Below are 25,805 nucleotides of genomic sequence, written 5' to 3' on the forward strand. Positions count from 1 at the left end.
GAAATCCGGGACCTGCTCTTCAAAATATGCAACGAATATTTTATATGGCGGGCCAAGAGGTCGGTGCTGGCGTCGATTTGTTCGTTCGGTAAGTGGCTTTGACAGGCGGAGATATCAGTCAGGTTCAGTTGCCGGTTAGTCCGGCGCCTGATAAAGCCGGGGTTTGATCAGGATTGATAAAACAATCCTGATCAAACCCCGGCTGTCCGGGAAAGCTTATTCTGCTGCTGGAGCGGGGAATATGACTTTGGGTTCGAAATTCGCCGCCGGGTATTTAGGGTCGAACTCGGCTTTCTTTCTTTCAGGTTTCGCTGATGGTTTCTCGCAGGGCTCTTTCTTGGCAGCCTCTTTATCGAGATAGATAACCTTAGGCTGGAAATTGGCGGCAGGGTATTGCTCGTCGCCGCTGGTTGCCGATGCGGTTAATGGACTTAAGGCAATTGCAGCAATTGCCCATCCCAGGATAATTTTTTTGTTCATGCTTCGTTAGCTCCCATTGGGTATATGGCAAGCCCGGCTAAGGCTTAAAAAACCTAAGTATCGGATATTTGACCGTTGATTTCAAGGTTGATGCCAACTACAAAAGCTGTCTTATTTCAGGGTAATCCTTCATCAATGCCTGTCTGTAGGATTCGATCAGCGTCTCATTATGGCGTTCTTCCCTGGCAATGGGTACGGTGATTTCACTCAGCACGTGCATGGGGGATGCGGACAGGAAAATCAGCCGGTCTGCCAGCGTAATGGCCTCGCGCAGATCGTGCGTGACAAACAAAACCGTATGCGGACGTTGCCGCCACAGTTTCAGCAACAGATCCCGGACCTGCCTGGCCGTCGGCGCATCGAGCGAGACAAAAGGCTCGTCCATCAACAACACGTCAGGATCAACGGCAAACGCGCGAATGATGGCTGCGCGGCGGCTCATTCCCAGCGACAGGCGTTCAGGATAAACATGCTGCGCCCGGGTCAGCTGCATGGATTCCAGCAGCGGATCGATCAGCTCCGGAGATTGATGGCTGTCCAGAGCCAGCTCAATGTTTTCCCTGACCGTCCGCCATGGCAGGAGGCGCGGATTCTGGAATACATAGCCGATCCTGGGATGCATGTGCTGCGAGCCCAGCAGAATCTCGCCATCGTAATCATGGTCCAGGTCGGCAATAATGTTTAACAGCGTGGTCTTGCCGCAGCCGGAAGGACCGACCAGGCAGACGAACTCGCCGGCTTTCAGTGACAGATCGAGATTGGCGATGGCCTGATACTGGCCCGCCTGGCCTATGGCCGGATAGGTCTTGCTGTCGATGCGGATTCGAATGTCGGTCATCGGCGCCACCGCTGCGATTTTCTATCCAGAGGTTTCAGGATCATCAGTTCTATCAGTTGGATGACGGCCACGAAGGCAATCGTATAAGCCAGAATGCCGGCCACATCGAACAGCTGGAAAAACAAATGCAGCTGATAACCCATGCCGTTGCCGCGGCCCAGTAATTCGACCACCAGAATGATTTTCCAGATCAATGCCAGACCCGAGCGCGTCGCGCTCATGATGAACGGGTGCAATTGCGGCCAGATCACATGCGCCAGCGTTTTGCGCCGGCCGAAATGATAGCAGCGGGCCATTTCCAGCAAATCCTGATCCAGCGCCCGCGTGCCTTCGCGGATCGTCACGACGACGTTAGGCAGCTTGTTGATGACTACAGCCAGTATCGCGGCCGATTCGATCAGGCCGAACCAGACATAGCACAGGATAATCGTGACCAGTGCCGGAATGTTCAGAAAAATGACCAGCCAGTTGTCGAAGAATGCATCAAGCTTTTTATGCCTGCCCAGAACGATGCCAATCGCGCAGCCGAGCAGCATGGCGATGGCAAAGCTGACTACGAGTCGGAGCAAGGTAACGCCCAGGTGATAGGGCAGTTGTCCCGATATGGTTTCGCGCCAGAAAACATGGGCCACCATTTCGGGCGTCGGCAGCGCACTGCTGCTTAAATAAACGGCCAGGCCCTGCCAGAGCGCCAGAAAGGCGAGCAGTGACAAGGCGGGCAAAAGTTTTTGACGACTACTCAAATGCTCGGACCTTTATTGCTCAATCGACCAGAAGGTGCCGGGCTGCAGGGTTTCCGAATCACCTGTCAGTTGTTTGTTGCTCAGCGTGCGCAGCATGGCATAAATACGGCCGGCCGCCTGCTGTTCCTGCTCGCCCCAATGCTTGATTTGCCCTTCACAATAGCGCTGCCGCAGTTTGTTTTGGGTTGATGTATCTTTCGTCTGAGTCAGCGGGATGACTTGTTGCCAGACCGCATCGGACGTGCAAATTTGGTCTTTGGCGTGCTGGCTGGCCTTCAGGAAAGCGTTGACGGCGTTTTTATGGTTCATAGCCCAGCTGTGCTTGAACACGTAGCCGAGGGTGGGCACGTCTTCATTAATACCCAGCGCGTTGACGATGCCTTTGCCATCGATGATCTGCCGGTAGCCCTCCGCTTCCAACCGGGCCGCGAAATGCCAGTAATTGAGCACGGCATCGATGCGGTTTTGCCTGATCTGCTCGTTCAGCAGAGGAGGCGCGCCGAAGACCTTGTCTACATCCGAATTCAGATCAAGCTGATCCTTTTTGGCCAGGGCCTGCAGCAACAGCCAGTTTTTGTCCAGTTCGCCGCCGGCAATGCCCAGGCGTTTGCCTTTCAGATCCTTCAGTGTACGGATAGGGCTCGCATCAGCTACGACCAGCGCGCCAGACGTTGTTGAATAAGGGTAGAATGTGAAATCGGAGCCCGTTGCGCGCAGTTTCGACACCCAGATCCAGTCGGAGACGATCATATCGACGGAGCCCGATTGCAGCGCGATCTTGCCGGCTTCGGGATTGGCCAGGCGCTGGATGTCCAGTTGAAAATCCGCCGATGCGGTTGCCGGGTCATTTTGTATAGCCGACAATTCCCAGTCGACAGTGCCAAACGCAAGCACGCCGATGCGAATCTTGGTTTTTTCCGCAGCGAATCCGTTGCAGGATACCAACATGCACAGGCCGATAAACAAGGCTTTGAATTTCATGGCGTCTCTCCCGATATGAGTTTGCAAAGCCTTATATTCTATCTGTATGCGGATTTTCGTGCGAGGATTTAGCGCGGCGAGCGAATTTAGTTGGCCCGCCTAACCTGCCGGGACAATACCTGGCGCCTGTGGGATAATGCCCTTATTTCTTCCATGGCCATTATCATCCCATGCAACGCACACTGACTCGGCAAACCTGGCTTAAAATTCATCTTTATCTGGCGCTGATCGCAGGATTTTTTTTCGCCCTGATGGGCCTGACCGGCAGCATCAGCGTATACCGTGAAGAACTGGACGAACTGCTGAATCCGCAACTGGTCATCGAGCTGCCCCAGGGTAAGTATCAGTCGCTGGACCGGATCATGGCCTCGGTGCGGCAGGCGCACCCGGACCGGCACGGGGCCTGGACGCTGGAAATGCCAAGGTCGCCGTACGGCATGGCGACGGCCTGGTACGATAAACCGAGGGAGACGTTCTTCGAGTTGCATGCACCGCTGATGGTGTCGGTCAATCCCTATACGGCGGAAGTCGTCGGCAGCCGTTTCTGGGGGCAGACCGTGACGACCTGGCTGCTGGATCTGCATACCCAGCTTCGGCTCGATCGTTTCGGCTGGAATACGGTGGGTATTATGGGGTTGCTGCTGATGGTTTCGATCGGCACCGGACTGTATTTATGGTGGCCGGATACGCGGCAGCTTCGGCAAGCGTTTACGATTCGCCATGATGCCGGCATGGTCCGACTGGCTTTCGATCTGCACCGCTTTATTGGACTGTTTAGTGCTGCTGCCTTGCTGGTGCTGGCATTCACGGGCATTCTGCTGAGTTATCCGGCGGTGCTGGAATCCCTGGCCGGCGCATCGGGCATGGCGCATGGCGAAACTGGCCGCAATATCATCAGCACGGCGGTTCCCAACAATCACCCCACCGGTCTGGCGGCGGCGACATTCATGGCCCAGGGGCCGTTTCCGCACGCCGAACTCAGGCGTATCACGACGCCGGTCGGCGATAGCGGCATCTACCGCGTCAATTTGCGCCAGCCCGGCGAAATCAATCAGCGGCATCCGTATACCACAGTCTGGGTAGACCGCTGGAGCGGCCAGATCAAAGAAGTGCGCAATCCCGCTGATTTTTCAGCAGGCGAGACATTGGCGAGCTGGGTATGGCCGCTACACACCGGCGAGGCATTGAATGGCACAGGCCGGTTCCTCTGGTTCCTGGCCGGCCAGAGCCTTTTCGTTCTCTATGTCAGCGGCCTGCTGCACTGGTTGTATCGGCGCGGCAAGATCCGTGACAGAAAGGTTGATTTTGCTACGCTGCGACCGTTTCTTGACCGGCTGGCCCATAATAGTCATCGCATCGGCTTGATGCTTTTCCGCTACCTTGTCTTGTTGGCGCAGAAGGCCAGGCCATTCGTTGCAATCGGAGTTGCCCTGCTATTGCAGCAGTTTGACAGATTGCGCGCCGCCATGGCGAATCGGCAGAGGCGCATAGGCCATTAAAATTCGCGTAAATGCACAGATAACTGGATAGACCGGCTGCATGTTGGCTCTAATGTAGCGTTGTTTTTTATAAAACGGCCGGCAACGTTTGCAGAGACAATATGGTAATATAGTCGCCTTGGATTTGCTTACCCTAAGTTATATGAGTCAATCGTCTGATTCCACTCAATTGATCGATCGCTTCGGCAGAAAAGTCGATTACCTGAGAATTTCCATTACCGACCGCTGTGATTTCCGCTGCGTCTATTGCATGGCGGAAGACATGACGTTTTTGCCGCGCGCGCAGATTCTGACGCTGGAAGAGATTTATACCCTGGCCAAGGCGTTTGCCGAACTGGGCGTCAGGAAAATCCGCGTGACGGGCGGCGAGCCGCTGGTCAGAAACGGCGTGCTGGGCTTACTGGAGGATATCGGTAAAATTGAAAGCCTGGATGAGCTGGTCATCACGACTAACGGTTCTCATTTGGCGTCGATGGCGGCCCCGTTGAAGAAGGCCGGCGTAAAGCGCATCAATATCAGCCTCGATACGCTCAATGCCGACAAGTTCAAGGCCATAACGCGGACCGGTGATCTTCAGCAAGTTCTGAAAGGCATTCAGGCCGCCAAGGCGGCAGGGTTTGAGCGACTGAAGATCAATGCGGTCATCCTGAAAAACCGGAATCATCTGGAAGTCTGCGATCTGGTGCGGTTTGCCGTCGATAACGACATCGACATCAGCTTTATCGAGGAAATGCCGCTGGGCGTCATCAGTCAGCATGACCGCTCGGAAGCCTATTATGCCAGCGATCTGATCAAGACCGATCTGGCGCGCGAGTTTTCATTGATCGCCTCGACCGAGAAAACCGGCGGTCCCTCACGTTATTTCAAGGTGGCCGGCAGCCGAACCCGTGTCGGTTTCATTTCGCCGCACAGTGAGAACTTTTGCAGCACTTGCAACCGCGTGCGTTTGACTGTGGAAGGCCGCTTGCTGCTGTGTCTTGGCAATGAGCATTCGGTCGATTTGAAAAAAGTCCTCCGGGCGCATCCCGGCGATAGCAAAGTTCTGAAACAGGCTATTATCGATGCGATGTCGATCAAGCCAGAAAAGCACGAATTCAATATTCACGAGCAGCCGATCATCTTGCGGCACATGAGCGTAACGGGCGGATAACGGTCCCCCGTTACGCATCTTCCTTTTCTTTTCTAAACGATTTCTCTTGTCAGAGGTTTTTCCATGTCTTTTGAACAGCTCGGTTTAACCGAGGAACTCCTTAAAGCTGTTGCCGATCAAGGCTATACCACGCCTACCCCTGTTCAGCAGCAGGCCATTCCCCTGATTCTGGAAGGCCGCGATGTGCTGGCCGGCGCTCAGACCGGCACCGGAAAAACGGCCGGTTTTACCCTGCCTTTGCTACAGCGCTTGGCAGCCAATTCGACGCGGCCGCAAAAACCGCGTCCCGTGCGAGCGCTGATTCTGGCGCCGACGCGCGAACTGGCCGTTCAGGTCCATGAGAGCGTCAAAACCTACGGCAAATATTTGCCGCTTTATGCCGAAGCGATATACGGCGGCGTCAATATCAATGCGCAGATACGCAATTTGCGCAAGGGTTGCGATATCATCATCGCTACGCCGGGCCGCCTGATCGATCATGTACTGCAGAAAAACGTCGACCTGTCCAAAGTGGAGATACTGGTGCTCGACGAGGCCGATCGCATGCTCGATATGGGGTTCATGCCCGATATCCGCAAGATCATTTCGTGGATGCCCGCAGAGCGTCAGAATCTCCTGTTTTCGGCCACGTATTCGAGCGAAATCAGGGCGCTGGCTACGTCCGTGCTGCGTGATCCTGTCGAAGTTGAAGTCGCGAGGCAGAATGCGACGGCGGACACCATAACTGAGCGAGTTTACGGCATCAATCGCGAGTACAAGCGAGAATTGCTGTCTTATCTGATCGGCAGCGGCAACTGGAAGCAGGTTCTGGTTTTTGTGCGGACCAAGCATGGCGCGGACCGGCTGGAAAAACAGCTGCAGCAGGACGGCATTCGGGCCGGCGCCTTGCATGGCGATAAGACGCAAGGCGCACGCAACAAGGTGCTGGAGTATTTTAAAACCGGCAAAATCGCTGTGCTGGTCGCGACCGACATTGCCGCACGAGGCCTGGATATCGACCAGTTGCCGCATGTGGTTAATTACGATTTGCCGCAGGTGGCCGAGGATTACGTGCACCGCATCGGCCGCACAGGTCGTGCCGGTTCAAGCGGCGAGGCGCTATCGCTGGTCTGCCCCGAAGAAGCCTATCTGCTGGCGGAAATAGAAAAATTCCTGAAACGCCAGATCCCGCGCGTTGCCGACACCGGTTATGAGCCTGTGTCGCTAAAGGTCGTGGATATGCCTAAAAAGAGCGCGCCGAATACAAATACCGGCAAAAAGGATTATCGGCATAAGAAAAGCACCGACAGGCGCCGGGCTAAACCCGGCAGCAGCGCAGGCAAAGAAGTCAAAACAGGCTCAAGAGGCAGGACCCGAGGCGCACGATAAGCGCTAGCCCTGTACCAGTATCCAGGGCTTGACCACTACGGCCCAGACCTGGGCGTCCGCTTCAAGCCAGCTGATGGCCTGCTGATCCGATACCAGGCCCAGTTGGCCGTTTTGCATCCATTGCTCGACCTGGGGCTTGTTGTCGATCGAAAACTGATAGGCGACTTCAACCAGATCCAGGTCAGGCGCCACATAGACGGCCGTACCGTTGGCGAAGAAGCGTTGCAGCTCTTTCCAGGCTATTTGCGAGGTTTCCAGGTTGACTTTCTCCCGGGTCAGATCGATTTCAGCGTGATTCATTAAAGCGTTCTCTTGGTTGTCTTTCGGTCATGTGTTTATTGACACATTGAATCGGAGCATTAGAATGCGAGGTTGCTGTATCAACAACATAATTATAACCCACAAGATGAGGAGATAGGCGCATGTCGTTATTCGGGGCGTTTGCAAAAAGAGCTAAACTGAATTCAGCCATTAAACAAACAGCTGAGGCGCGTAAAAGCGAAGCCGGTAAGGCTGATCAATTGTTTAAAAGAGTCTATCAAGGTTATGCCGAAGTCGTAAGCGATCATCCCATGCTTGCCGAGGCCTTGTATAACTGGGGATTTGCTTTATTGCACCATGCGAAACTGAAGTCCGGCGAAGAAGCTGTGGCTCTTTATCAGGAAGCCATCTCGAAATTCGCTTTTTGCCTGACGCTTGAGCCCCATTATCTGGGCGCGGCCATAGACGGTGGCGTGGCTTATATGGATCTGGCCCGGGTTAAAGGCGTCAAGCCCGAGGATCACTTGTATGACATGGCCGAGGAGCAGTTTGAAAAAGCCAATGCCATTCAGGCTGGGTCGGCTGCCTATAATCTGGCCTGCATTTATGCCTTGCGCGGCGATGAAACCGCTTGCCTGAGCGCGCTGGAGGATTCCAGGGACAGGGGCAGTTTGCCTAATGCCGAGGATGTTACGAATGATCCGGACATGGCGGCAGTCAGAGGGCAGGGCTGGTTTGTTGAGTTTATGGAAGCGGTGAAGGCGAAAAAAGAAGCCGTGCCTGAAGAACCCGCTACGCCTGAAACTAAAGCTAGCGAAGAGCCTCCGGTTGAAGAAGAGGTTCGCATGGAGGGCCATGAGCCTCCTGCCAAGGAAGAGACGCCTGCCGAAGAGGAAGCAAGCAAGGAAGAATCTCCTTCTACTGGCGAAGAAGCCAAATAATCGTTCCAGATCCGGCATAAGGTGTAAGGTATCGCTTACACCTTATGCGCAGCCTTTTATTGGCCTGCTGCTTGTGCTACTGATCCGTCTGATAACAAGCTGACAATAAGGCCTGCATTTTGGCCAGGCCTAAACGTCGCGTCAGTTCAATATTGCGCTCGGGGATATTTTCAGGATGCGGGTAGGCGGCCACGGCCCGCTCAATGCTCTCTTCCCGTATCAGGTGGAGCAGCGGATACGGCGAGCGGTTTGTATAATTGGCTGGGTCATCCGACGCCGCGCCTTCAAAACAGTAGCCGGGATGGAAGCTCGCCAGTTGATAAATGCCTTCATAGCCCTGCTCGATCAACAGACGCTCGGCGATATCCAGGTAATCCAGGTAATCAGCGAAAGCTGTAAAAGCATCCGGGTAAATCAGCAGTGTGGTTTCAATGCCGTCATCGCTATCCAGCCGTTCGCATTCCTGTATCAGATGCTCCAAAAAATACTCAATATCCGCAGTGCGGTTGACGGTGTAATAAATGCTGCCGCGGTCCCGTTCGCGTTTTGCGAAAGGGCAAATGTTGTAGCCGATGATGAACGAGTCTATCCAGGCTTGTGTGGCGCTGATGATTTGTTGATCGGTAAGTTGCTGCATGGACATTATTCATTGCCGCTCATGGTTTTTTCGCGGTTTTTCTCGATTTTTGAGAAAAACCGCAGAACGTCGGTAGCGGACAGTATGCCTACCAGTTTATTGTCCTTATTGACGACAGGCAGCGCGCCAACTTTGTTATCGGCCATTATAGCGGCGGCTTCCGAAGCATAGGTGTCCGGGTTAACGGTCAGTACGCCGCGGCGCATGATGTTTTGTATTTTCTTCGGAATCACATGCAACTCGGTGGCCCCTGCTTCAATGGCGTTGGAGTTGTTTTTGGGGCCGAGTGCCTTGTACAGGTCCCGGTCGGAGACGATGCCGATCACTTTGCCTTTTTTAACGACCGGCAAGTGGCGAATTTTTTCGTAGTGAATCAAGAAAAAAGCCCGGTCAATCAGGTCCTGTTGTTCGACGGTAAATACTTTTGAGGTCATCAATTCTTCAACACGCATCGAATTTCTCCCTGAAGTTAAGGATTACGGCCAAGAATAGGGATTCAGCCGCATTTTTACAAGAGATTTAGTAGGTTGTGTTATAAAATAGGCGGTTCTAATATTATTTGGCCACAAAACCAGTGACAGGTTTCATGGCGGCACACTTGGAGTATTTTATGCGCATCATCCTTTTAGGGAGCCCCGGTTCAGGTAAGGGCACTCAAGCTCAGTTTATCACTGAAAAATACGGCATTCCGCAGATTTCCACCGGCGATATGCTCAGGGCGGCGGTACGGATGGGCACGCCGCTGGGTGTGGAAGCTAAAAAAGTCATGGATGCCGGCGGCCTGGTGTCCGACGACATCATCCTAGGACTGATCAAGGAGCGCATAGCCCAACCCGACTGCGTCAATGGCTTTTTGCTGGACGGCTTTCCGCGCACGATTGCCCAGGCCGAAGGATTGGAAGCGATGGGCGTGACGATCGATACCGTCATCGAAATCGTCGTCGCTGATGAGGAAATCGTCAAACGCATGGCCGGCCGACGCGTGCACTTGGCTTCAGGCCGCACCTATCATATCGAATTCAATCCGCCCAAAGCCGATAACGTCGATGATGTTACCGGCGAAGCCTTGATCCAGCGCGACGATGACAAAGAAGAAACCGTGCGCAAGCGCCTCAGCGTCTATCACGAACAAACCAAACCGCTGGTCGGTTATTATTCCGCCGAAGGACGCCCCGTTAAATTCGCATCGATCAGCGGCGTCGGATCGGTCGAGGACATCACGGCCCAGGTTTTCGAGATTTTAGGCTGAACAATCAGGACAATTCACATTAATGTAGCCGCCCGGGGCGGCTTAACCCTACCAGAGAGCTATGTCAGGTAAAACTTTATATGACAAATTATGGGAAGACCACGTCGTTTATACCGAAGATGACGGTTCTTCGCTGATCTATATCGATCGCCATTTAGTGCATGAGGTCACCTCGCCTCAGGCTTTTGAAGGTTTGCGGTTGGCAGGCAGAAAGCCTTGGCGGCAATCCCGCAATCTCGCCGTGGCCGACCATAACGTGCCGACGACCGACCGCGATCAAGGCATCGCCGATCCGGTTTCGCGTCTGCAAGTGGAAACACTGGATCAAAACTGCGCCGAGTTCGGCATCACCGAATTTGATATGGCTGATGTACGTCAGGGTATCGTGCATGTGGTCGGTCCCGAGCAGGGCGCGACTTTGCCCGGCATGACGGTCGTTTGCGGCGATTCGCACACCTCTACGCATGGCGCCTCCGGCGCGCTGGCTTTCGGCATCGGCACATCCGAGGTCGAGCATGTGTTGGCCACGCAATGCCTGATGCAGAAAAAAGCCAAAAACATGCTGATCAACGTGAATGGTCAAACCGGCCTCGGCGTGACGGCCAAAGATATCGTACTGGCGATTATCGGCAAGATCGGCACGGCCGGCGGCACCGGTTATACGATCGAATTCGCAGGCAGTGCCATACGGGCGCTGTCGATGGAAGGCCGCATGACGGTCTGCAATATGGCGATAGAAGCCGGCGCCCGCGCCGGTCTGATTGCCGTCGATGATGTCACGATCGATTACTACCGCGGGCGGCCTTATTCGCCCAAAGGCTCGGATTGGTTCATGGCCCAGCGCATGTGGCAGCGACTGCATTCCGATACCGATGCCGTGTTCGACAAAGTGGTCGACATCGATGCAACTACTATCAAGCCGCAAGTGACCTGGGGCACTTCGCCGGAACTGGTCGTCGCCGTCGACGAAAACATTCCCGATCCGGCGCTGGAAACCGATCCGGTCAAGCAGCAGAGCATGACCCGCGCGCTCGAATACATGGACCTGAAGGCCGGCCAGGCAATTACCGATATCAGGCTCGACAAGGTCTTTATCGGCTCCTGCACCAACTCGCGCATTGAAGACCTGCGCGCCGCCGCGGCCATCGCCAAAGGCAGAAAAGTCGCGGGCAACATCAAGCAGGCGTTGGTGGTGCCGGGTTCCGGCCTGATAAAAAGTCAGGCGGAATCGGAGGGTCTGGACAAAATCTTTATCGAGGCCGGCTTCGAATGGCGCGATCCGGGCTGTTCCATGTGCCTGGCCATGAATGCCGACCGGTTGGAACCGGGCGAGCGTTGCGCGTCGACTTCGAACCGCAATTTTGAAGGCAGGCAGGGCTATGGCGGCCGCACGCATCTGGTCAGCCCCGCGATGGCCGCCGCGGCAGCGATTGCCGGCCATTTTGTCGATGTCAGCACCTGGGAGGGTCAGTAATATGAAAGCCTTTACTAAAATCACGGCTTTAGTCGCGCCGCTGGATCGTGCCAATGTCGATACTGATGCGATTATTCCGAAACAATTCCTGAAATCAATACGCCGCGCCGGCTTCGGCCCGTATCTGTTCGATGAATGGCGCTATCTGGATCACGGCGAGCCGGACATGGACTGCTCGCATCGTCCGCTTAACAAGGATTTCATCCTGAACAAACCCGAATACCAGGGTGCCGAGATTTTGCTGACGCGCGAGAATTTCGGCTGCGGCTCCTCGCGCGAGCATGCGCCCTGGGCGCTGGAGGATTTCGGTTTCAGAGCCATCATCGCGCCCAGCTTCGCCGATATCTTCTATAACAACTGCTTCAAGAACGGCTTGCTGCCGATTGCCTTGCCGGCCGACGTGGTCGACAGTCTGTTTAAGGAATTGACGGAAGGCTATCAATTGACCATTGATCTGGCCGCGCAAAAAATCACCACGCCATCCGGCCGGGAAATCGGGTTTGACGTCGATGAAAACCGCAAATACCGCTTGTTGAACGGCCTCGATGACATCGGCTTAACGTTACAGCATGCTGATGAGATTAAAGCCTACGAAGCGGTGCGTGCGAAAAGGGCGCCCTGGCTGTTTGCCGAATAATGCCGGCAATTTAAACGTATTCATAATCTAAAAAGAAGGTTTTAAAGTTAATGACAAAGAAAATTGCAGTGTTGCCCGGTGACGGCATCGGTCCTGAGATTGTCGCGGAAGCGATTAAAGTGCTGGAGTGCCTGAACGCCGAGATGAATCTGGGTCTGGTTTTTGAAAATGGTCTGATCGGCGGCGCCGCTTATGATGTGCATGGCACGCCGTTCCCGCAACAGACGCTCGGTCTGGCCAAACAGGCTGATGCCGTGCTGCTCGGCGCGGTCGGCGGCCCGAAATGGGAGTCGCTGGATATTTCGGTGCGCCCCGAGAAAGGCCTGCTCGGATTGCGTTCGGAACTGGAACTGTTCTCGAACCTGCGTCCGGCCATTCTGTATCCGCAGCTGGCCGATGCCTCCACCTTGAAGCCGGAAGTTGTGGCGGGTCTCGATATCATGATTGTGCGCGAGCTGACCGGCGGCATTTATTTCGGCCAGCCGCGCGGCATCAGAATCCTTGAAAACGGCGAACGGCAGGGTTTTAACACGCTGGTCTATAGCGAGTCCGAAATCCGTCGTATTGCCCATTCCGCGTTCCGTATCGCGCAAAAACGCAACCGTCGTCTGTGCTCGGTCGATAAGGCCAACGTGCTCGAGTGCACCGAGTTATGGCGCGAAGTCGTGATCGAGGTCGGCAAGCAATACCCGGATGTCGAGCTCAGCCATATGTATGTCGATAACGCGGCCATGCAACTGGTGCGCGCGCCCAAGCAGTTCGACGTGCTTGTGACGACCAACATGTTCGGCGATATCCTGTCCGATGCGGCATCCATGCTGACTGGTTCAATTGGCATGCTGCCATCCGCTTCGCTCGATGCCAACGGCAAAGGCATGTACGAGCCGATTCACGGGTCGGCGCCTGATATCGCCGGCAAAGGCATCGCCAATCCGCTGGCGACCATTTTGTCGGCAGGCATGATGTTGCGTTACACCTTCAATCAGGCCGAAGCGGCCGACCGCATCGAAAAAGCGGTCAATGCGGCGCTGGATGCCAGGGTTCGTACCGCCGATATCTATTCCGACGGTATGAACAAAGTCAGCACGGCGCAGATGGGCGATGCCGTGGTTTCAGCTTTAAGAGCGGGGGTATAAATGAGCAAGCTTTATAACGTGGCAGTCGTCGGCGCGACCGGTGCGGTCGGTGAGGCGATGCTGTCCATTCTGGAAGAACGCAATTTTCCGGTCGGCGAGGTATATGCCTTGGCAAGCAGCAATTCAGTCGGCAAGCGCATTCCATTCAAAGGCGGCACTTTGAAAGTGCAGGATCTGGCCGAGTTTGATTTCTCCAAGGCGCAGATCGGCCTGTTTTCGCCTGGCGCCTCGGTATCGGCCGAATATGCGCCGAAAGCGGCGGCTGCCGGCTGTATCGTGATCGATAACACATCGCAGTTCCGTTACGACGACGATATTCCGCTGGTCGTGCCCGAAGTCAACCCTGAAAAAATCGCCGAGTACAAGAACCGCGGCATCATCGCGAACCCGAACTGCTCGACGATCCAGATGCTGGTGGCGTTGAAGCCGATTTATGATGCAGCCGGCATCGACCGGATCAACGTCTGCACTTACCAGGCCGTTTCCGGTACCGGCAAGGACGCTATCGAGGAACTGGCCAGGCAGACAGCGCAACTGTTGAATGGCAAGCCTGCTGAATCCAGCGTTTATCCGAAACAGATCGCTTTCAATGTATTGCCGCAAATCGATGTCTTCCAGGACAATGGCTACACCAAGGAAGAGATGAAAATGGTGTGGGAAACGCGCAAGATCCTCGGTGATGACAGTGTCAAAGTTAACGCCACGGCGGTACGGGTACCGGTTTTCTACGGTCATTCCGAGGCCGTGCATATTGAAACGCACAAGAAAATCGATATCGCGACAGTCAGGGCGCTGCTTGAAAAAGCGCCAGGCGTCAAAGTGATCGATGAGCGCAAGGATGGCGGCTATCCGACGGCCGTGACCGAATCATCTGGCCACGATGATGTCTTCGTCGGGCGCATCAGAGAAGACATCTCACACCCTCAAGGAATCGATTTATGGGTCGTTGGCGACAATGTCCGCAAAGGTGCCGCATTAAATAGCGTACAAATAGCCGAAGTGCTGGTAAAAAATTACATCTAGACTAAGCTTATCTGTAATTTGACTGTTCACGGTAAGAGACTGTGGTAAATATTTGTGGAGGAGGCAATGTGCGCAATTTAACTAGAACTTTAGCGGTTGTATCGTTACTGGCACCAGCTAGTGCTCATCCGTTGGGGATTGGCGATATTAAATTGCACTCAGCCCTTAATCAGAATCTGAATGCTGAGATTCCCTTGGTTGTTTCGGCAGGCGAAAATGCTGCTGATATCAAAGTAAATTTGGCGCCACCTGACAAATTTGACGAAGCGGGCGTGCCGTGGTCGTATTTCCTGTCGAAAATCAAGTTTGAACCGACTGTTGGCCCTAACGGTTCGGTTGTTATCAAGCTCAGTTCAAGAGAAGCATTAAAAGAACCCGTTCTGGATCTGCTGCTCGAAGTAAGCTGGCCTAAAGGCAATCTATACCGGGAATTTACCGTTCTGGTGGATCCTCCTGCCGCATATAGCCAAGCCACGATCCCTGTTTCTACCCGCGTCGAAAGCTACGAGCCTTACGAGCCGGAGCAGGAGCAGGATTTTACCCCTCAACGTCAACAGGCGCCGAGGCCGCAGGCAAGTCCCCGGCGTGCTGCGGGCGTTGAGAGAGGGTATGTCATTGTCAATAGAAATGACTCGCTCTGGAATGTGGCCAAGCGCGTGAACAGTCATCGCGGTGTGTCTATGGAACAGATGATGATGGCAATGTATCAACAAAATCCTGATGCATTCTATAAACAGAATGTAAATGCTCTGATCGCCGGAAAGAAGCTGAAAATTCCGGAAAAAGAGGCCATTCTGAAATTATCCAAAAAAGAGGCATTGGCTGAATTCAATCAGCAAAAAGAGGCCTGGAAAAATCGCGCCGATGCGCCAGCTCCTGTCGAGAAGGTCGCTTCTGTTGAGAAGCCTGCACCTGTTGAAAAACCTGCACCTGTGGAGAAGGCTGCTTCTGTTGAGAAGCCAGCTCCTGTCGCGGCAGAAGTTGCTAAGGAAACCGCTGGCGATAATCACTTAAAACTGGTTGCGCCGACCGAGGCAACAGTGACTGAAAATGTGGCAATAGCTGCAAAGAGCGATCAACCCACAGCTGATAAGCCATCAACCGATGCACAGCAGACAAAGGTTGAAGCAGCGGCTGCTCCTGCAGGTACGGATGATGCGGGAGCTGCGGATGCGGCGACGCAACAAAGATTGGCGGAGCTTGAAAATAAGCTGGCTACAATGGAAAGACTGCTGGCTCTAAAAGATGAGCAGCTGGCCTCCTTGCAGAATCAGCCAGCCAGCCCGATTGCACAGCAACAGCCCGCGCAGCCACCAGCGGCCGCTGAGACGGCCAAAGCATCGCCTAAGCCTAATCCAGTTGCTCAAACGGAATCTGAGTCCGATGATTTATATTACCTGGGTGTCGGTGGCGCGGGTGCTGGCATTTTATCCTTGCTGGGCTGGCTATGGTGGCGCAAACGCAAGGCTGATGAGGAATTGAATGCGGAGAGTATGTTCGCGTCGTCCAGTTGGAGGAACAGAACGGAGGCTGTTGAAAATCTCGCTGTGCCGGTTGTTGACGAAAGCACGTCCTATAATGTCGGCACAGTCGGCGAAAGTTCTTTCTTAAGTGAATTTACCCCTAGCGATTTTGGAGCATTCGACACAGATCAGAGTGAAATTGATCCGATTTCCGAAGCCGATGTTTATCTGGCCTATGGCAGATACCAACAAGCGGAAGAGCTCATGCGGCATGCTATTAAAGATCAGCCGGACCGTGATGAATGCATGCTGAAATTGCTGGAAATTTTCTACGCTAATGAAAACAAACAGGCTTTTGAGACTTATGCCGGTGAATTAGCCGCGGCAGGCAAAAAAGACGAGCCTGATTTCTGGGCAAAAGTTGTTGAGATGGGTAGTGAAATCTGTCCTGATTCCGCGCTATTTTCTTCCGAATCTGCTTCAAATGAAAGCACAGCCGTTGAAAAAAATAGTCATGTCGATTTAACACATGATGACAATACTGTCGTGGAAGCGGACAATGCTGGTGCGATGGATTTTGACACGTTTGCGTTTGAGTCAGCATCAGCCCAGGAAGCTGCCGAGCCGGAAGAAAACGTATCGAACTTTGATATAGCGGCTTTTGAAGCCTCCTCTGATCAGGAAATGGCCGAGCCCAAGGATGCTGTACTGGATTTTGATTTGGTCGCTTACGAAACATCGTCGGATCAGAAAGCGGAAGAACCCAAGGATGCTGTACTGGATTTTGATTTGACCGCTTTTGAAACATCGTCGGATCAGAAAACGGAAGACCTCAAGGATTCCAGGTCTGATTTTGACATGATCGCTTTTGAAGTTGAAGACGATCAGAAGAATAATGACAGTCTTGAATTTGATCTAAGCGCTTTGGACGATGCGACGGGAAATTTTGAAGATTTTGACCTTTCTGCCAGTAATTTATCAGGTTCGGACAAAGAGGCCTTTAGTGATGAATTTGAGTTTAATTTCGATCTGGACATACCCTCCTCAGAAGAGCGGGAGGCCGACGCTGGTGTCTCTGATCTGATGGATATGGATGAATGGGAAACGAAGTTGGATCTGGCAAAAGCTTATATTGATATGGGCGATGCCGAGGCAGCCAAGGATATTGCCGATGAAGTATACGAAAAAGGCTCATCGGAGCAGAGGAAAGTGGCCTTGGAATTACTTGATGAACTGAAGTAACCAACTATCCAACTCTTTCACAATAAAAAAGCCCGCGAAGGGCTTTTTTATTGTCCTGAATTATCAGCAAGATCGGCGAGTATAGCGGTTTGGTAGCGGGTAAAGTTCAGAATACATTGTTGCAATATCAGAAAGTGCTGATTAGCTGCCTTGTAGTCATGATTCAATAAGCTGCTCTCCAAGGCGCATGCCGGTTTCTGTATATCGGTCAGGCCGCAAAAGCTTACCGATCCATGCAATTTATGGGTGATTTGCTGGGCAAGTGTGTATTGCCGGCTTTCCAGTGCATCCTTGATAGTATCAATTTGCTCAGGAAGCTCTTCAAAAAGCTTCTTAAAAATGGTTAAAGTAAGCGGGCGATTGCCGCGCGTCTTGTCTAGCAGGATCTCAATGTAATTAGTGGCGTGCTTTGTCGGTAAAGTCATAATGGATTTGGACGGATTAGATTAAAAATAAGGCGGCGGTTTTCTGACGCTAAGCATCTCTTAAATTCCCGATTTCTTATAGCTATGATTGTCTTTGAATGAGCGCTGATCACTATTTCAGCCTGTTTTTAAATTAAGCAATCACGTTTTTAACTTTTCTATCATATTTTTTTAATACGGATTTTTCGATGCTCAAATATCTCTTTACAGGATTATTTGTCAGCGTTATCGCCAGTAGTTGCCAGCGAGTAATTAAGCATAGGTTATGTTTTGTTTCTATCGATTTTGTTCTGTCATAGGCTGTAAATTGCTTGTTGATGTAAAAAAGCAAATGTTTTAACGGGCTCAAATTGAACAAAAACAGCGGGCAAGGGAATCATTCAAAACACCGATATTCATTATTGCTGCTGCGTTTATTTTATTAACATGCTGAGAGCGAAGCAGCTACTATCTTTTTCATGAAAGGAATTTTAGCTGAAGGTTGAAAAATGAGCAGGCAGTTTTCGATGTTATTTCTGGCTGAAGGCAAAGAATCCATTACAGCCTGAAAAAGCATGAGCCGATACTGTACTAAAGAAGATGGCAGGGAAGAGCCAGAACAAGGAGGTCTTTTTTATCTGACTCATCATGCAATAGTCTGACTACGGTCGACCCTCCTTGTTATTGCGTTAACTTGGCTGGCGGAGGGGGCATCTGAAGCTTGAGCGCGAGTATAATATCCTGGTGAATACCGTGCACGGCAATATCCACGATATTGCCGGATTATGCGCTGCCGCGTTGAGCGTAGATAGCCATATATTGACCAAATGATATGCAGTTAATCGATGTATTGGATCAACTGCTGATCCTCAGCAAAGCGGTCAGACGGGTGTTCTTATAGCGGAGTCTTGCCATAAGGTGCGCTGTGGCGCCAGTGTGAATGAATTAATCAGAGACCGCGGCTTGAGCCATGATGAGGCAGTTTTACTGATATGCCTGCATGGCTCTGATGTAATAGGTATCGAGACTAAATCGTACCGGGATAGGGCGATTGTTTGTCTGGAGGACTGGATTTTTCCAATTGGCGCCCGAATTCATCCAGTTGCTTTTTCAGTTCCTGGCCGAAGGACTCAATTTGCTTTTCAATTAATGGAAGCTGTTGTTCCAGTTGTTTATTGAAGATATCGCCAAGAGACTTCAGGCTTCTGATAATACCGTTGAGCGGCTGACTCGAAATATTAAGCAAAGTTTGCCGGTAGTCAACAAGCCAGTGATCGTGCTCTTTTGCCAAGACAGTGTTAAAGGATAAGGTTTTTCCGGCTTCTTCGTTAGTTGTCAGTGTGATGATGGTTTCTACCGATGCAGCAGGGTCATTGATGACAATTTGGCCGGTTTCCACTGATGCGTTCTCGAGATTCGGCTCTTTTTTGACTAGGTCACGGCTTGCCGGCGTGGCATAGGCTTTGGCTATTTCAAGCTTGTCTTCTATTAATGCTTCCCAGAATGCTGCCGTTACCTCATCGGGCGTTTTTGCGGTCTGGCATCCTGTAAGCATAAATAACAAAACAAAAAGTCCGGCTAGACAAGCCGGACTTTTCACAGTGCATGGGATAAAAATGGAAAAAAACTGTTTAGTCGTCGCCACTGAAGACACCCAGCAATTGCAACAAGCTCAGGAACAGATTGTAAATAGAAACGTACAGCGATACGGTGGCCGAAATATAGTTGGTTTCGCCGCCGTGTATGATGGCGCTGGTTTGAAACAGGATCATGCCGGACATCAGCAGGATAAACATCGCCGATACGGCAAGAGATAGGCCAGGCATGGAGAAGAGCGCTGCGCCGATACCGGCCAGAAACGCTACGAGTATGCCGACCATCAGGAATCCACCCAGGAAGCTGAAATCCTTGCGCGTGGTCAATGCATAACCCGAAAGACCGAGAAAGATAACGCCGGTACCGCCTAATGCGGTCATGATCAATTCATGGCCGTTGCTGAAAGCATGAAGGTACATGTTCAAAATAGGGCCCAGCGTTAAGCCCATGAAGCCGGTTAATGCAAAGACAAAAACCAGACCCAGACCGCTGTTTCTGAATTTTTCAGTCAGGAACAACAGGCCGAAATAGCCCACTAAAGTGATGATCATGCCGGGGTGCGGCAAATTCATAAACATGGACACACCGGCAGTCAGTGCACTGAAAAGCAATGTCATCGACAGTAGAAGATAGGTGTTTTTCAGCATTTTATTGGTCGCCAGAATACTGGCTTCCGGACGAGAAACAGCGGTATTTAATCTCATTTTATTCAGATTCCTCAAACAAAGGGTTAACGAAACAGAAAGACCTTTAAATCTTACAAGAGTTTCGCGATATTGGTAACAAAAATTGAGTTAAGATAACAAGTTATAAGCGTAGTAATTTTAGAGTTAAATGATGACAGAAATTATACAGAAAACTCCCTATGAGCTTATCGGTGGTGAAAAAGCACTATTAAGTTTAGTCGATCGTTTTTATTTTTTCATGGATACTTTGCCGGAAGCAGCAGGTATTAGGGCTATGCATGCAAAGAGTCTGTCAGGAGCCCGCGATAAGTTGTTCAAGTTTCTATCGGGGTGGCTGGGCGGTCCCGATTTGTTTATTCAGCAGTATGGGCATCCGCGTTTGCGGCAGCGGCATTTTCCTTTTGCCATAGGCCCTTCTGAAAGGGATCAATGGATGTTGTGTATGAATAAGGCTTTAAACGAAATGCCCATGGACGCTGATTTCAGAGACAATTTAAGCCAGGTTTTACAGCAATTGGCCACGCATATGATTAATCAGGATGATTAAAGTTAACTGATAAATGCAGTTCGCACAAGGGGTTATGCCCATGGCCTTATCTGAATAACTATTTGTTTGATAAAAACAAATGTAGTGAAGATGCACCGCTGCGTATCAGCCAGTGGCAAAGCCGATATAGATGGCAAAAGACTTGCCGGCTCAGGAAAAATTACAATGTGGCAATGATTTTTTAATCAGAATGTGGCGTTCGTCGATGATATGATACATTGATTGTTGATGATTAATGGATGACACTGGTCGAATTTCTGGCGATCGATGCTGGTGATTGCGAAGACTATTTTATCGCCCTATACTTCATGCTGAAAGGGTTCGGTATTGATGAGGATAAAATGTGTATCACCCATGTAAAAGCGCATAAGTCGAGTCAGGCGCATAGGGTGCTGAGCTATTTTGCCATGCCCATAGTCGTGTTCAGCGGTATTTGGTAATTTGATTTCGATGATTAAACCGTCAACAAAAAGAGCAGATTTACTGCCTGTCTACAGTTTTAACAGTCCTGGCTATCGCTGGCTAAATCCGGTGCGTTGGTAAGCGTGTTAGCGGTTCAGAGCGGTCAGATTCTTGAACCGGGCTTAGATAAAGAATAACTTGCTGTAATTTAGAGAACTATTATTTTTAATCTACCTTTTTCTTATCACATTCGTCACAGCCAGCGCGCGACCCGAGTACGCATCGTTGTAACGCCCGGCAAGGTTGAAGTCGTCGCGCCTGTGAAAGCCTCTCCACTGCGCATTGAACAATTTGTTCTGGAAAAGCAGCAGTGGATTATGCAGACCCTGGCAAACATGGAAGCTAAAAGCCATCTGTATGGTCGCCGCATGCCGTCTGATTATAAGCATGGCGTCGATGTCCCTTTTCAAGGGAAACAGTATCAATTGGCGGTCAGGCCTTCAACATTAAAAAGAGTCAAAATAGAGTTTTCAGATGCATTCGTTGCCCATGTCCCTGATGCATTGGTTGCTAGAGAACATGGTGATGACATCAGAAAAGCCTTGATACGCTGGATGAAGACGACATCAAAACTGCATGTGGAACAATTCGTTAATATTCATGCCGATAAAAGGCAGTTGTTTCCGCGGTCCATCAAAATCAAGACTCAAAAGAGCCGCTGGGGCAGTTGCGGCATTTATAACGATATCAATATCAATTGGGTATTAATCATGGCGCCGCCCGAAGTGCTGGAATATGTTGTTGTTCACGAACTGTGTCATATTCAGGTTAAAAATCACTCCCGACATTTCTGGGCATTGGTAGCCGAACATTTGCCAAGCTATCAGCAACAGAGGCATTGGCTGAAAAAGCATGGTAGCCATCTGATGATGGGCTTGTAGCGCCCAAATGAAAGTATTCTTGAGATAAAGATGCTAATAGCGCAACCGGTTGCAATTACTAAGTAATTTGATAAGCGAGGGTGACAATATTTTAGTTTTCAAGTGTCTTATTAATTAATATGAGCAAGAAAAACAAAACGGCATTCGTTTGCGATCAATGTGGAGCGGATTTTCCTCGTTGGGCAGGGCAATGCACGAGCTGCGGAGCCTGGAATACGATTAAAGAAGTCAGGCTAGGCTCAGCAGTGTCTGATCGCCACAGCCGCACGGCGGGCTATGCCGGCAGTCGGTCAGAAGTTAAATTGTTGTCCGACATCAATCTTTCGCAAGCCGAGCGGATTTCCACGCGGATTTCAGAATTTGATCGCGTACTAGGCGGCGGCATTGTCAGAGGCAGCGTGGTCTTGATTGGTGGTGCGCCGGGCGCCGGCAAGAGCACTATCTTGCTACAAGCCATTGCCAATATTGCTGAGAATGGCATTAGCGTGCTTTATGTCTCCGGCGAGGAATCACTGCAACAGATCGCCGAGAGAGCACACAGGCTCAAACTGCCAGTCGATAACATCATGATGCTGGCCGAAACTTCGGTTCAGAGTATCTGCGATGTATTGGACGAAGTGCATCCGCAAATTTTGGTGATTGATTCGATTCAGGTCATGCACACGCTGGATACGGATTCAGCACCCGGATCGGTCTCTCAGGTCCGGGAATCGGCCAGCTACCTGACTCAATACGCCAAAAAACACAATGTCTCCATTTTCATGGTCGGTCATGTGACCAAGGATCAGTCGCTGGCAGGTCCTATGACATTGAGCCACATTGTCGATACGCAGGTGATTCTGGCTTCGACGGATGATGCCCGGTTCAGGGTTTTGAGGGCCGATAAAAACCGGTTTGGCAGTGTCGGTGAGCTGGGTTTTTTTGCCATGGACAGTTCGGGGCTTAAAGAAGTCAAGAATCCGTCGGCCATGTTTTTGAACCGTGCCGAAAAACCGTCTTCAGGCAGTGTCGTAACCGTGCTCTGGGAAGGTACACGGCCTTTGCTGGTGGAAATTCAGGCATTGGTTATTGAATGCCAATATGGTAATCCGCGGCGTCTGGCCGTCGGCTTCGACCAGAATCGTCTTGCCATGCTGCTGGCGGTGCTGGCGCGGCACGGCGGCATTTTAACAGGCAATGATGAGATTTATGCCAATGTGGTCGGCGGTATCAAGGTCACGGAAACAAGCTCTGATTTGGCTATTGTCGTGGGGATCGTATCCAGTCTTAGGGATAAGGTGATTCCGCATGATGCATTCTTTTTTGGCGAGATTGGCCTTAATGGCGAGATCAGGCCGGTCGCTAACGGACATGCGCGTCTTAATGACGCGGCAAAACATGGCTTCAAAAAGGCAGTTATCCCGAAAGCCAATGCGCCGAGAAAACCGATTGAAGGACTGGAAATCCATGCCGTTTCCCATCTTTCCGAAGCACTGGAAATTTTTTCAGATCTTTAAAGGAGGGAAATAGGCGGATAGTGGTGTTTGTTGCTTTGTGCTACTCAGTCTACCGGCTCATCAGGCCAGAAAAAATTGCAGAGTCGTATTGTCAATAACGATCACATCATGATTGTTCAGTCTGAGGGAGCTATCGTCCAAAGGCTTGTTATTGACTGTGATCTGGTCTTTATTTTCCAAGGCGGCAATGAAGTAGCCTTCTTTTCTTTTGGATATGACGGCCATGCCTCTACCGCTTTGACCCAGTCGCGTCATCGCATTTTTCAAGAGCAGGATTTTGCCTATATTCTGACCGTCCATGACCTGCAGATTAGCGACAGGCATAGGCGCATGGACGCCGCTTATTGGCTTGGCGTCTTTGTCGGTGGTGTCGATATGCCGAATCTGCTCTGCCGCTGATTCAGTCGTATTGTAGATGATGTCATGCTTGCCGATAGAAATCGTGTCATTATTATTAAGATGACATTCCTTAACTTTTACATGGTTGACGATTAATGGAAAATCTTCGCTCAACTGCTTGATGACACAGCTATCGTTGCGAATGACAAGAACCGCATGAACCGGAGCTACTGCGAGACTATCGATAGTTAAATCGTTGGTTTTATCGCGACCAATATGCACAATGCATTCTTCAAACAGGTCTGAATGGATCGCTTTATCTTTAAAAAAAACAGTGAGTCTGGCCATTGCGTCGTAAAGTAATCCCAAGCAAATTTTAATTAGCGAATTTTAATTATAGACGGATTATCTTGGTTAGACAAAACACACAAATTTTTTAATGGAACTTATTGACATTCATGTAATTTCTAACTATCTATTTTTGCGGCAGAAACTTAACCAATTTAACGGTGTTTTCATCGCGCTTTAGAATTTCCAGCGGGTAGCCGTGTAATTTTATACTGGTCCCCGGTTCCGGGATGGTCTCCATGAATTCAAGGATAAGCCCGTTCAGTGTCTTAGGACCTTCCGTTGGTAAGGACCATTGAGTGACACGGTTTAATTCTCTTACAGTAATATTGGCATCCACCAAAAAGCTGCCGTCGTTTTGTTTTCTGACGGTGACATCGTCGGTAATCAGTTCCCCTACTATTTCCTGCAGCAAATCGTCCAGGGTGACAAGACCTTCTACATCACCGTATTCGTCAACAACCAGGCCGATGCGTATTTTCTCGGTTTTAAACCGGTGAATCTGTTTATGTACGGGCGTGCTTTCCGGGATGAAAGAAGGCTTGATCAGTTGATTGATAATGGTTTGCTTGTCAAAATCCTCATTGTTGACCACCATGAGGATTTTTCTTAAATGCAGGAAACCGATTACTCTATCGATGCTTTTTTTATAAACAGGCAGGCGGGTATGCGGGCTGGTCTTGATTTGCCTGATAATCTCTTCAATGGGCAATTCGAGATCAATGCCGACAATTTCATTGCGAGGCGTCATGATGTCTTCAACGGTCGCCGACTCAAGATCAAGAATGCCCAACAACATTTTCTGATAGCGCGAAGGCATTAGGCTTTCCGCTTCAGCCACGATACTTTTCAATTCTTCTTTATTGAGTATATCGTGGCTGTGTTTTTTGACATTAATGCCAACCAGTTTTAGCAACAGGCCGATAATTAAGTTAATGGCCCATACAATCGGATAGAAGAGCTTTAGTAAAGGGATGAAGACCCATGCCGCAGGAAAGGCGAGTATCTCAGGTTTAATAGCCGCCAGTGTTTTCGGAGCCACCTCGGAAAAAATAAGAATAACGATAGTTAAGATTCCGGCGGCGATAGCGATGCTGGATTCGCTTTCACCATAGAGACGAATGGCAATAACCGTCGTTAATGATGAAGCGGCAACATTAACAAAATTATTTCCCAGTAAAATCAGGCTGATTAAATGATCGGGTCTTTGCAGTAAGTTATGGGCTTTTATGGCACCGGAATGCTTGAGCTTAACTAAATGTTTTAAACGATAACGGTTCAGTGTCATCAGAGACGTTTCGGAACCGGAAAAAAAAGCCGAAAGAATAAGCATTAATGCAAGTATGCCAAAGAGCATACTAAGGGGCATGTCGTTCAAAGAAGGATTACTCTGAGTATTGAAAACCCCTCTAGTGTCTACAGTGAGAAATTTTTGTCAAGCCTGAATGTAACCTGAATGTGATCTTTAAGCTTGCATTTGTATTTGAGTTACTTTAAAAAAGTTGTAGAACATTCTGAAAAGAAGAATATTTTTGAATCTGTATGATTCAATGACTAATTTTGTCAGCGGTAGCTAAAATCAAGATAGATTATATTTAATGCCTTGATAGAAATATCTGATCTTATAGGCAGGGGTGTTTTTTTGAGGTCTACATCGAAATCGAATTTACAGGGTGACAGACGATCTCTTTCAGAAGGTTGGCATGGCGCTCGGACGGGATTGGCTCTTGAAATTAGTGGCTGTGATTCTGGTCCGCTAGACTTTAAATGCCGTCCTCGTTCACCTGCATTATCTAGCGGACCGATCGAAATGGTGCCGATCTTCGATTGAGGCTCTGTATGCCGGCGCAACATAGTTTTCGAACTGTTTGATGATTTTTCCAGCTTTCTCAGCGTCACTGATAGGCGAACAGATCGTCAAAAG

26 protein-coding genes are annotated in these 25,805 nt (G+C 50.6%); 14 read left to right on the top strand and 12 right to left on the bottom strand.

Going from position 1 to position 25,805, the window contains the following annotated elements:
• Positions 1–216 precede the first annotated feature (216 nt).
• The 4 genes from METLU_RS0117190 to METLU_RS0117205 all read right to left on the bottom strand — a co-directional run bounded on the left by METLU_RS0117190 (position 217) and on the right by METLU_RS0117205 (position 3,042).
• Positions 217–480, bottom strand: a complete 264-nt coding sequence (locus tag METLU_RS0117190; protein WP_027159298.1) for a hypothetical protein — start codon at positions 478–480, stop codon at positions 217–219.
• Between the two features lie 97 nt (positions 481–577).
• A complete protein-coding gene (locus tag METLU_RS0117195; protein ID WP_027159299.1) occupies positions 578–1,318 on the bottom strand; it encodes an ABC transporter ATP-binding protein in 741 nt (246 codons plus the stop codon).
• Positions 1,315–2,061 (bottom strand): ABC transporter permease, encoded by a 747-nt coding sequence (locus METLU_RS0117200; protein WP_027159300.1) that lies wholly within the window; start codon positions 2,059–2,061, stop codon positions 1,315–1,317. Before METLU_RS0117200 ends, METLU_RS0117195 begins: the two co-directional genes overlap by 4 nt.
• 12 nt (positions 2,062–2,073) lie before the next feature.
• Complete coding sequence (locus METLU_RS0117205) at positions 2,074–3,042, bottom strand: ABC transporter substrate-binding protein (RefSeq protein ID WP_027159301.1); 969 nt, start codon at positions 3,040–3,042, stop codon at positions 2,074–2,076.
• Positions 3,043–3,212: 170 nt separating this feature from the next.
• On the opposite strand from METLU_RS0117205, the gene METLU_RS25730 reads away from it, so the two are divergent.
• The 3 genes from METLU_RS25730 to METLU_RS0117220 all read left to right on the top strand — a co-directional run bounded on the left by METLU_RS25730 (position 3,213) and on the right by METLU_RS0117220 (position 7,059).
• Positions 3,213–4,541, top strand: a complete 1,329-nt coding sequence (locus tag METLU_RS25730) for a PepSY-associated TM helix domain-containing protein (RefSeq protein ID WP_036243229.1) — start codon at positions 3,213–3,215, stop codon at positions 4,539–4,541.
• 142 nt (positions 4,542–4,683) lie between these two features.
• On the top strand, positions 4,684–5,691 hold the full coding sequence (moaA, locus tag METLU_RS0117215; protein ID WP_027159302.1) for a GTP 3',8-cyclase MoaA: 1,008 nt from the start codon (positions 4,684–4,686) through the stop codon (positions 5,689–5,691).
• 63 nt (positions 5,692–5,754) lie between these two features.
• Entirely contained in the window at positions 5,755–7,059 is a 1,305-nt protein-coding gene (locus METLU_RS0117220; protein WP_027159303.1) for a DEAD/DEAH box helicase, read from the top strand.
• 3 nt (positions 7,060–7,062) lie between these two features.
• Here METLU_RS0117220 and METLU_RS0117225 read toward each other — a convergent pair whose 3' ends face one another.
• A complete protein-coding gene (locus METLU_RS0117225) occupies positions 7,063–7,359 on the bottom strand; it encodes a DUF2288 domain-containing protein (RefSeq protein WP_027159304.1) in 297 nt (98 codons plus the stop codon).
• A 122-nt stretch (positions 7,360–7,481) separates the two neighbouring features.
• On the opposite strand from METLU_RS0117225, the gene METLU_RS0117230 reads away from it, so the two are divergent.
• Positions 7,482–8,261, top strand: a complete 780-nt coding sequence (locus tag METLU_RS0117230) for a TPR end-of-group domain-containing protein (RefSeq protein WP_027159305.1) — start codon at positions 7,482–7,484, stop codon at positions 8,259–8,261.
• 76 nt (positions 8,262–8,337) lie between these two features.
• On the opposite strand, the gene METLU_RS0117235 is transcribed toward METLU_RS0117230, so the two are convergent.
• On the bottom strand, positions 8,338–8,898 hold the full coding sequence (locus METLU_RS0117235) for a DUF1415 domain-containing protein (protein ID WP_027159306.1): 561 nt from the start codon (positions 8,896–8,898) through the stop codon (positions 8,338–8,340).
• Between the two features lie 5 nt (positions 8,899–8,903).
• Positions 8,904–9,350 (bottom strand): CBS domain-containing protein, encoded by a 447-nt coding sequence (locus METLU_RS0117240; protein WP_027159307.1) that lies wholly within the window; start codon positions 9,348–9,350, stop codon positions 8,904–8,906.
• 158 nt (positions 9,351–9,508) lie between these two features.
• Here METLU_RS0117240 and adk point away from each other — a divergent pair, with 158 nt between their 5' ends.
• From adk to METLU_RS0117270, 6 genes are all read left to right on the top strand, one after another.
• Positions 9,509–10,147, top strand: coding sequence for an adenylate kinase (gene adk, locus METLU_RS0117245; protein WP_027159308.1), 639 nt, complete (start codon positions 9,509–9,511; stop codon positions 10,145–10,147).
• 61 nt (positions 10,148–10,208) lie between these two features.
• Positions 10,209–11,621, top strand: coding sequence for a 3-isopropylmalate dehydratase large subunit (leuC, locus tag METLU_RS0117250; protein WP_027159309.1), 1,413 nt, complete (start codon positions 10,209–10,211; stop codon positions 11,619–11,621).
• Between the two features lies 1 nt (position 11,622).
• A complete protein-coding gene (leuD, locus tag METLU_RS0117255) occupies positions 11,623–12,258 on the top strand; it encodes a 3-isopropylmalate dehydratase small subunit (RefSeq protein ID WP_027159310.1) in 636 nt (211 codons plus the stop codon).
• A gap of 50 nt (positions 12,259–12,308) precedes the next feature.
• Positions 12,309–13,394 carry a 3-isopropylmalate dehydrogenase gene (leuB, locus tag METLU_RS0117260; RefSeq protein ID WP_027159311.1) on the top strand — a complete coding sequence of 362 codons (1,086 nt, stop codon included), beginning with the start codon at positions 12,309–12,311 and terminating at the stop codon, positions 13,392–13,394.
• Positions 13,395–14,417: an aspartate-semialdehyde dehydrogenase gene (locus METLU_RS0117265; protein WP_027159312.1), complete on the top strand. Its 1,023-nt coding sequence runs from the start codon at positions 13,395–13,397 to the stop codon at positions 14,415–14,417.
• 68 nt (positions 14,418–14,485) lie between these two features.
• Complete coding sequence (locus METLU_RS0117270) at positions 14,486–17,122, top strand: FimV/HubP family polar landmark protein (RefSeq protein WP_231383636.1); 2,637 nt, start codon at positions 14,486–14,488, stop codon at positions 17,120–17,122.
• A gap of 47 nt (positions 17,123–17,169) precedes the next feature.
• Here METLU_RS0117270 and METLU_RS0117275 read toward each other — a convergent pair whose 3' ends face one another.
• From METLU_RS0117275 to METLU_RS0117285, 3 genes are all read right to left on the bottom strand, one after another.
• Positions 17,170–17,547: an Hpt domain-containing protein gene (locus METLU_RS0117275; RefSeq protein ID WP_231383637.1), complete on the bottom strand. Its 378-nt coding sequence runs from the start codon at positions 17,545–17,547 to the stop codon at positions 17,170–17,172.
• 1,006 nt (positions 17,548–18,553) lie between these two features.
• On the bottom strand, positions 18,554–19,081 hold the full coding sequence (locus METLU_RS0117280; RefSeq protein WP_155920615.1) for a hypothetical protein: 528 nt from the start codon (positions 19,079–19,081) through the stop codon (positions 18,554–18,556).
• A 76-nt stretch (positions 19,082–19,157) separates the two neighbouring features.
• Positions 19,158–19,826 carry a Bax inhibitor-1/YccA family protein gene (locus METLU_RS0117285; RefSeq protein WP_027159316.1) on the bottom strand — a complete coding sequence of 223 codons (669 nt, stop codon included), beginning with the start codon at positions 19,824–19,826 and terminating at the stop codon, positions 19,158–19,160.
• Between the two features lie 133 nt (positions 19,827–19,959).
• On the opposite strand from METLU_RS0117285, the gene METLU_RS0117290 reads away from it, so the two are divergent.
• The 4 genes from METLU_RS0117290 to radA all read left to right on the top strand — a co-directional run bounded on the left by METLU_RS0117290 (position 19,960) and on the right by radA (position 23,194).
• Positions 19,960–20,355: a group II truncated hemoglobin gene (locus METLU_RS0117290; protein ID WP_027159317.1), complete on the top strand. Its 396-nt coding sequence runs from the start codon at positions 19,960–19,962 to the stop codon at positions 20,353–20,355.
• Positions 20,356–20,594: 239 nt separating this feature from the next.
• A complete protein-coding gene (locus METLU_RS26885; RefSeq protein WP_027159318.1) occupies positions 20,595–20,795 on the top strand; it encodes a hypothetical protein in 201 nt (66 codons plus the stop codon).
• Between the two features lie 243 nt (positions 20,796–21,038).
• Positions 21,039–21,698, top strand: coding sequence for a M48 family metallopeptidase (locus METLU_RS0117300; RefSeq protein WP_331271290.1), 660 nt, complete (start codon positions 21,039–21,041; stop codon positions 21,696–21,698).
• A 119-nt stretch (positions 21,699–21,817) separates the two neighbouring features.
• Positions 21,818–23,194, top strand: a complete 1,377-nt coding sequence (gene radA / locus METLU_RS0117305) for a DNA repair protein RadA (RefSeq protein WP_027159320.1) — start codon at positions 21,818–21,820, stop codon at positions 23,192–23,194.
• Positions 23,195–23,254: 60 nt separating this feature from the next.
• Here radA and METLU_RS0117310 read toward each other — a convergent pair whose 3' ends face one another.
• Both METLU_RS0117310 and METLU_RS0117315 read right to left on the bottom strand, forming a co-directional pair.
• On the bottom strand, positions 23,255–23,881 hold the full coding sequence (locus METLU_RS0117310; RefSeq protein ID WP_027159321.1) for an FHA domain-containing protein: 627 nt from the start codon (positions 23,879–23,881) through the stop codon (positions 23,255–23,257).
• A 127-nt stretch (positions 23,882–24,008) separates the two neighbouring features.
• On the bottom strand, positions 24,009–25,259 hold the full coding sequence (locus METLU_RS0117315) for an HlyC/CorC family transporter (protein ID WP_027159322.1): 1,251 nt from the start codon (positions 25,257–25,259) through the stop codon (positions 24,009–24,011).
• Positions 25,260–25,805: the final 546 nt, after the last annotated feature.

Source organism: Methylobacter luteus IMV-B-3098 (genome assembly GCF_000427625.1).
Lineage (GTDB): Bacteria > Pseudomonadota > Gammaproteobacteria > Methylococcales > Methylomonadaceae > Methylobacter > Methylobacter luteus.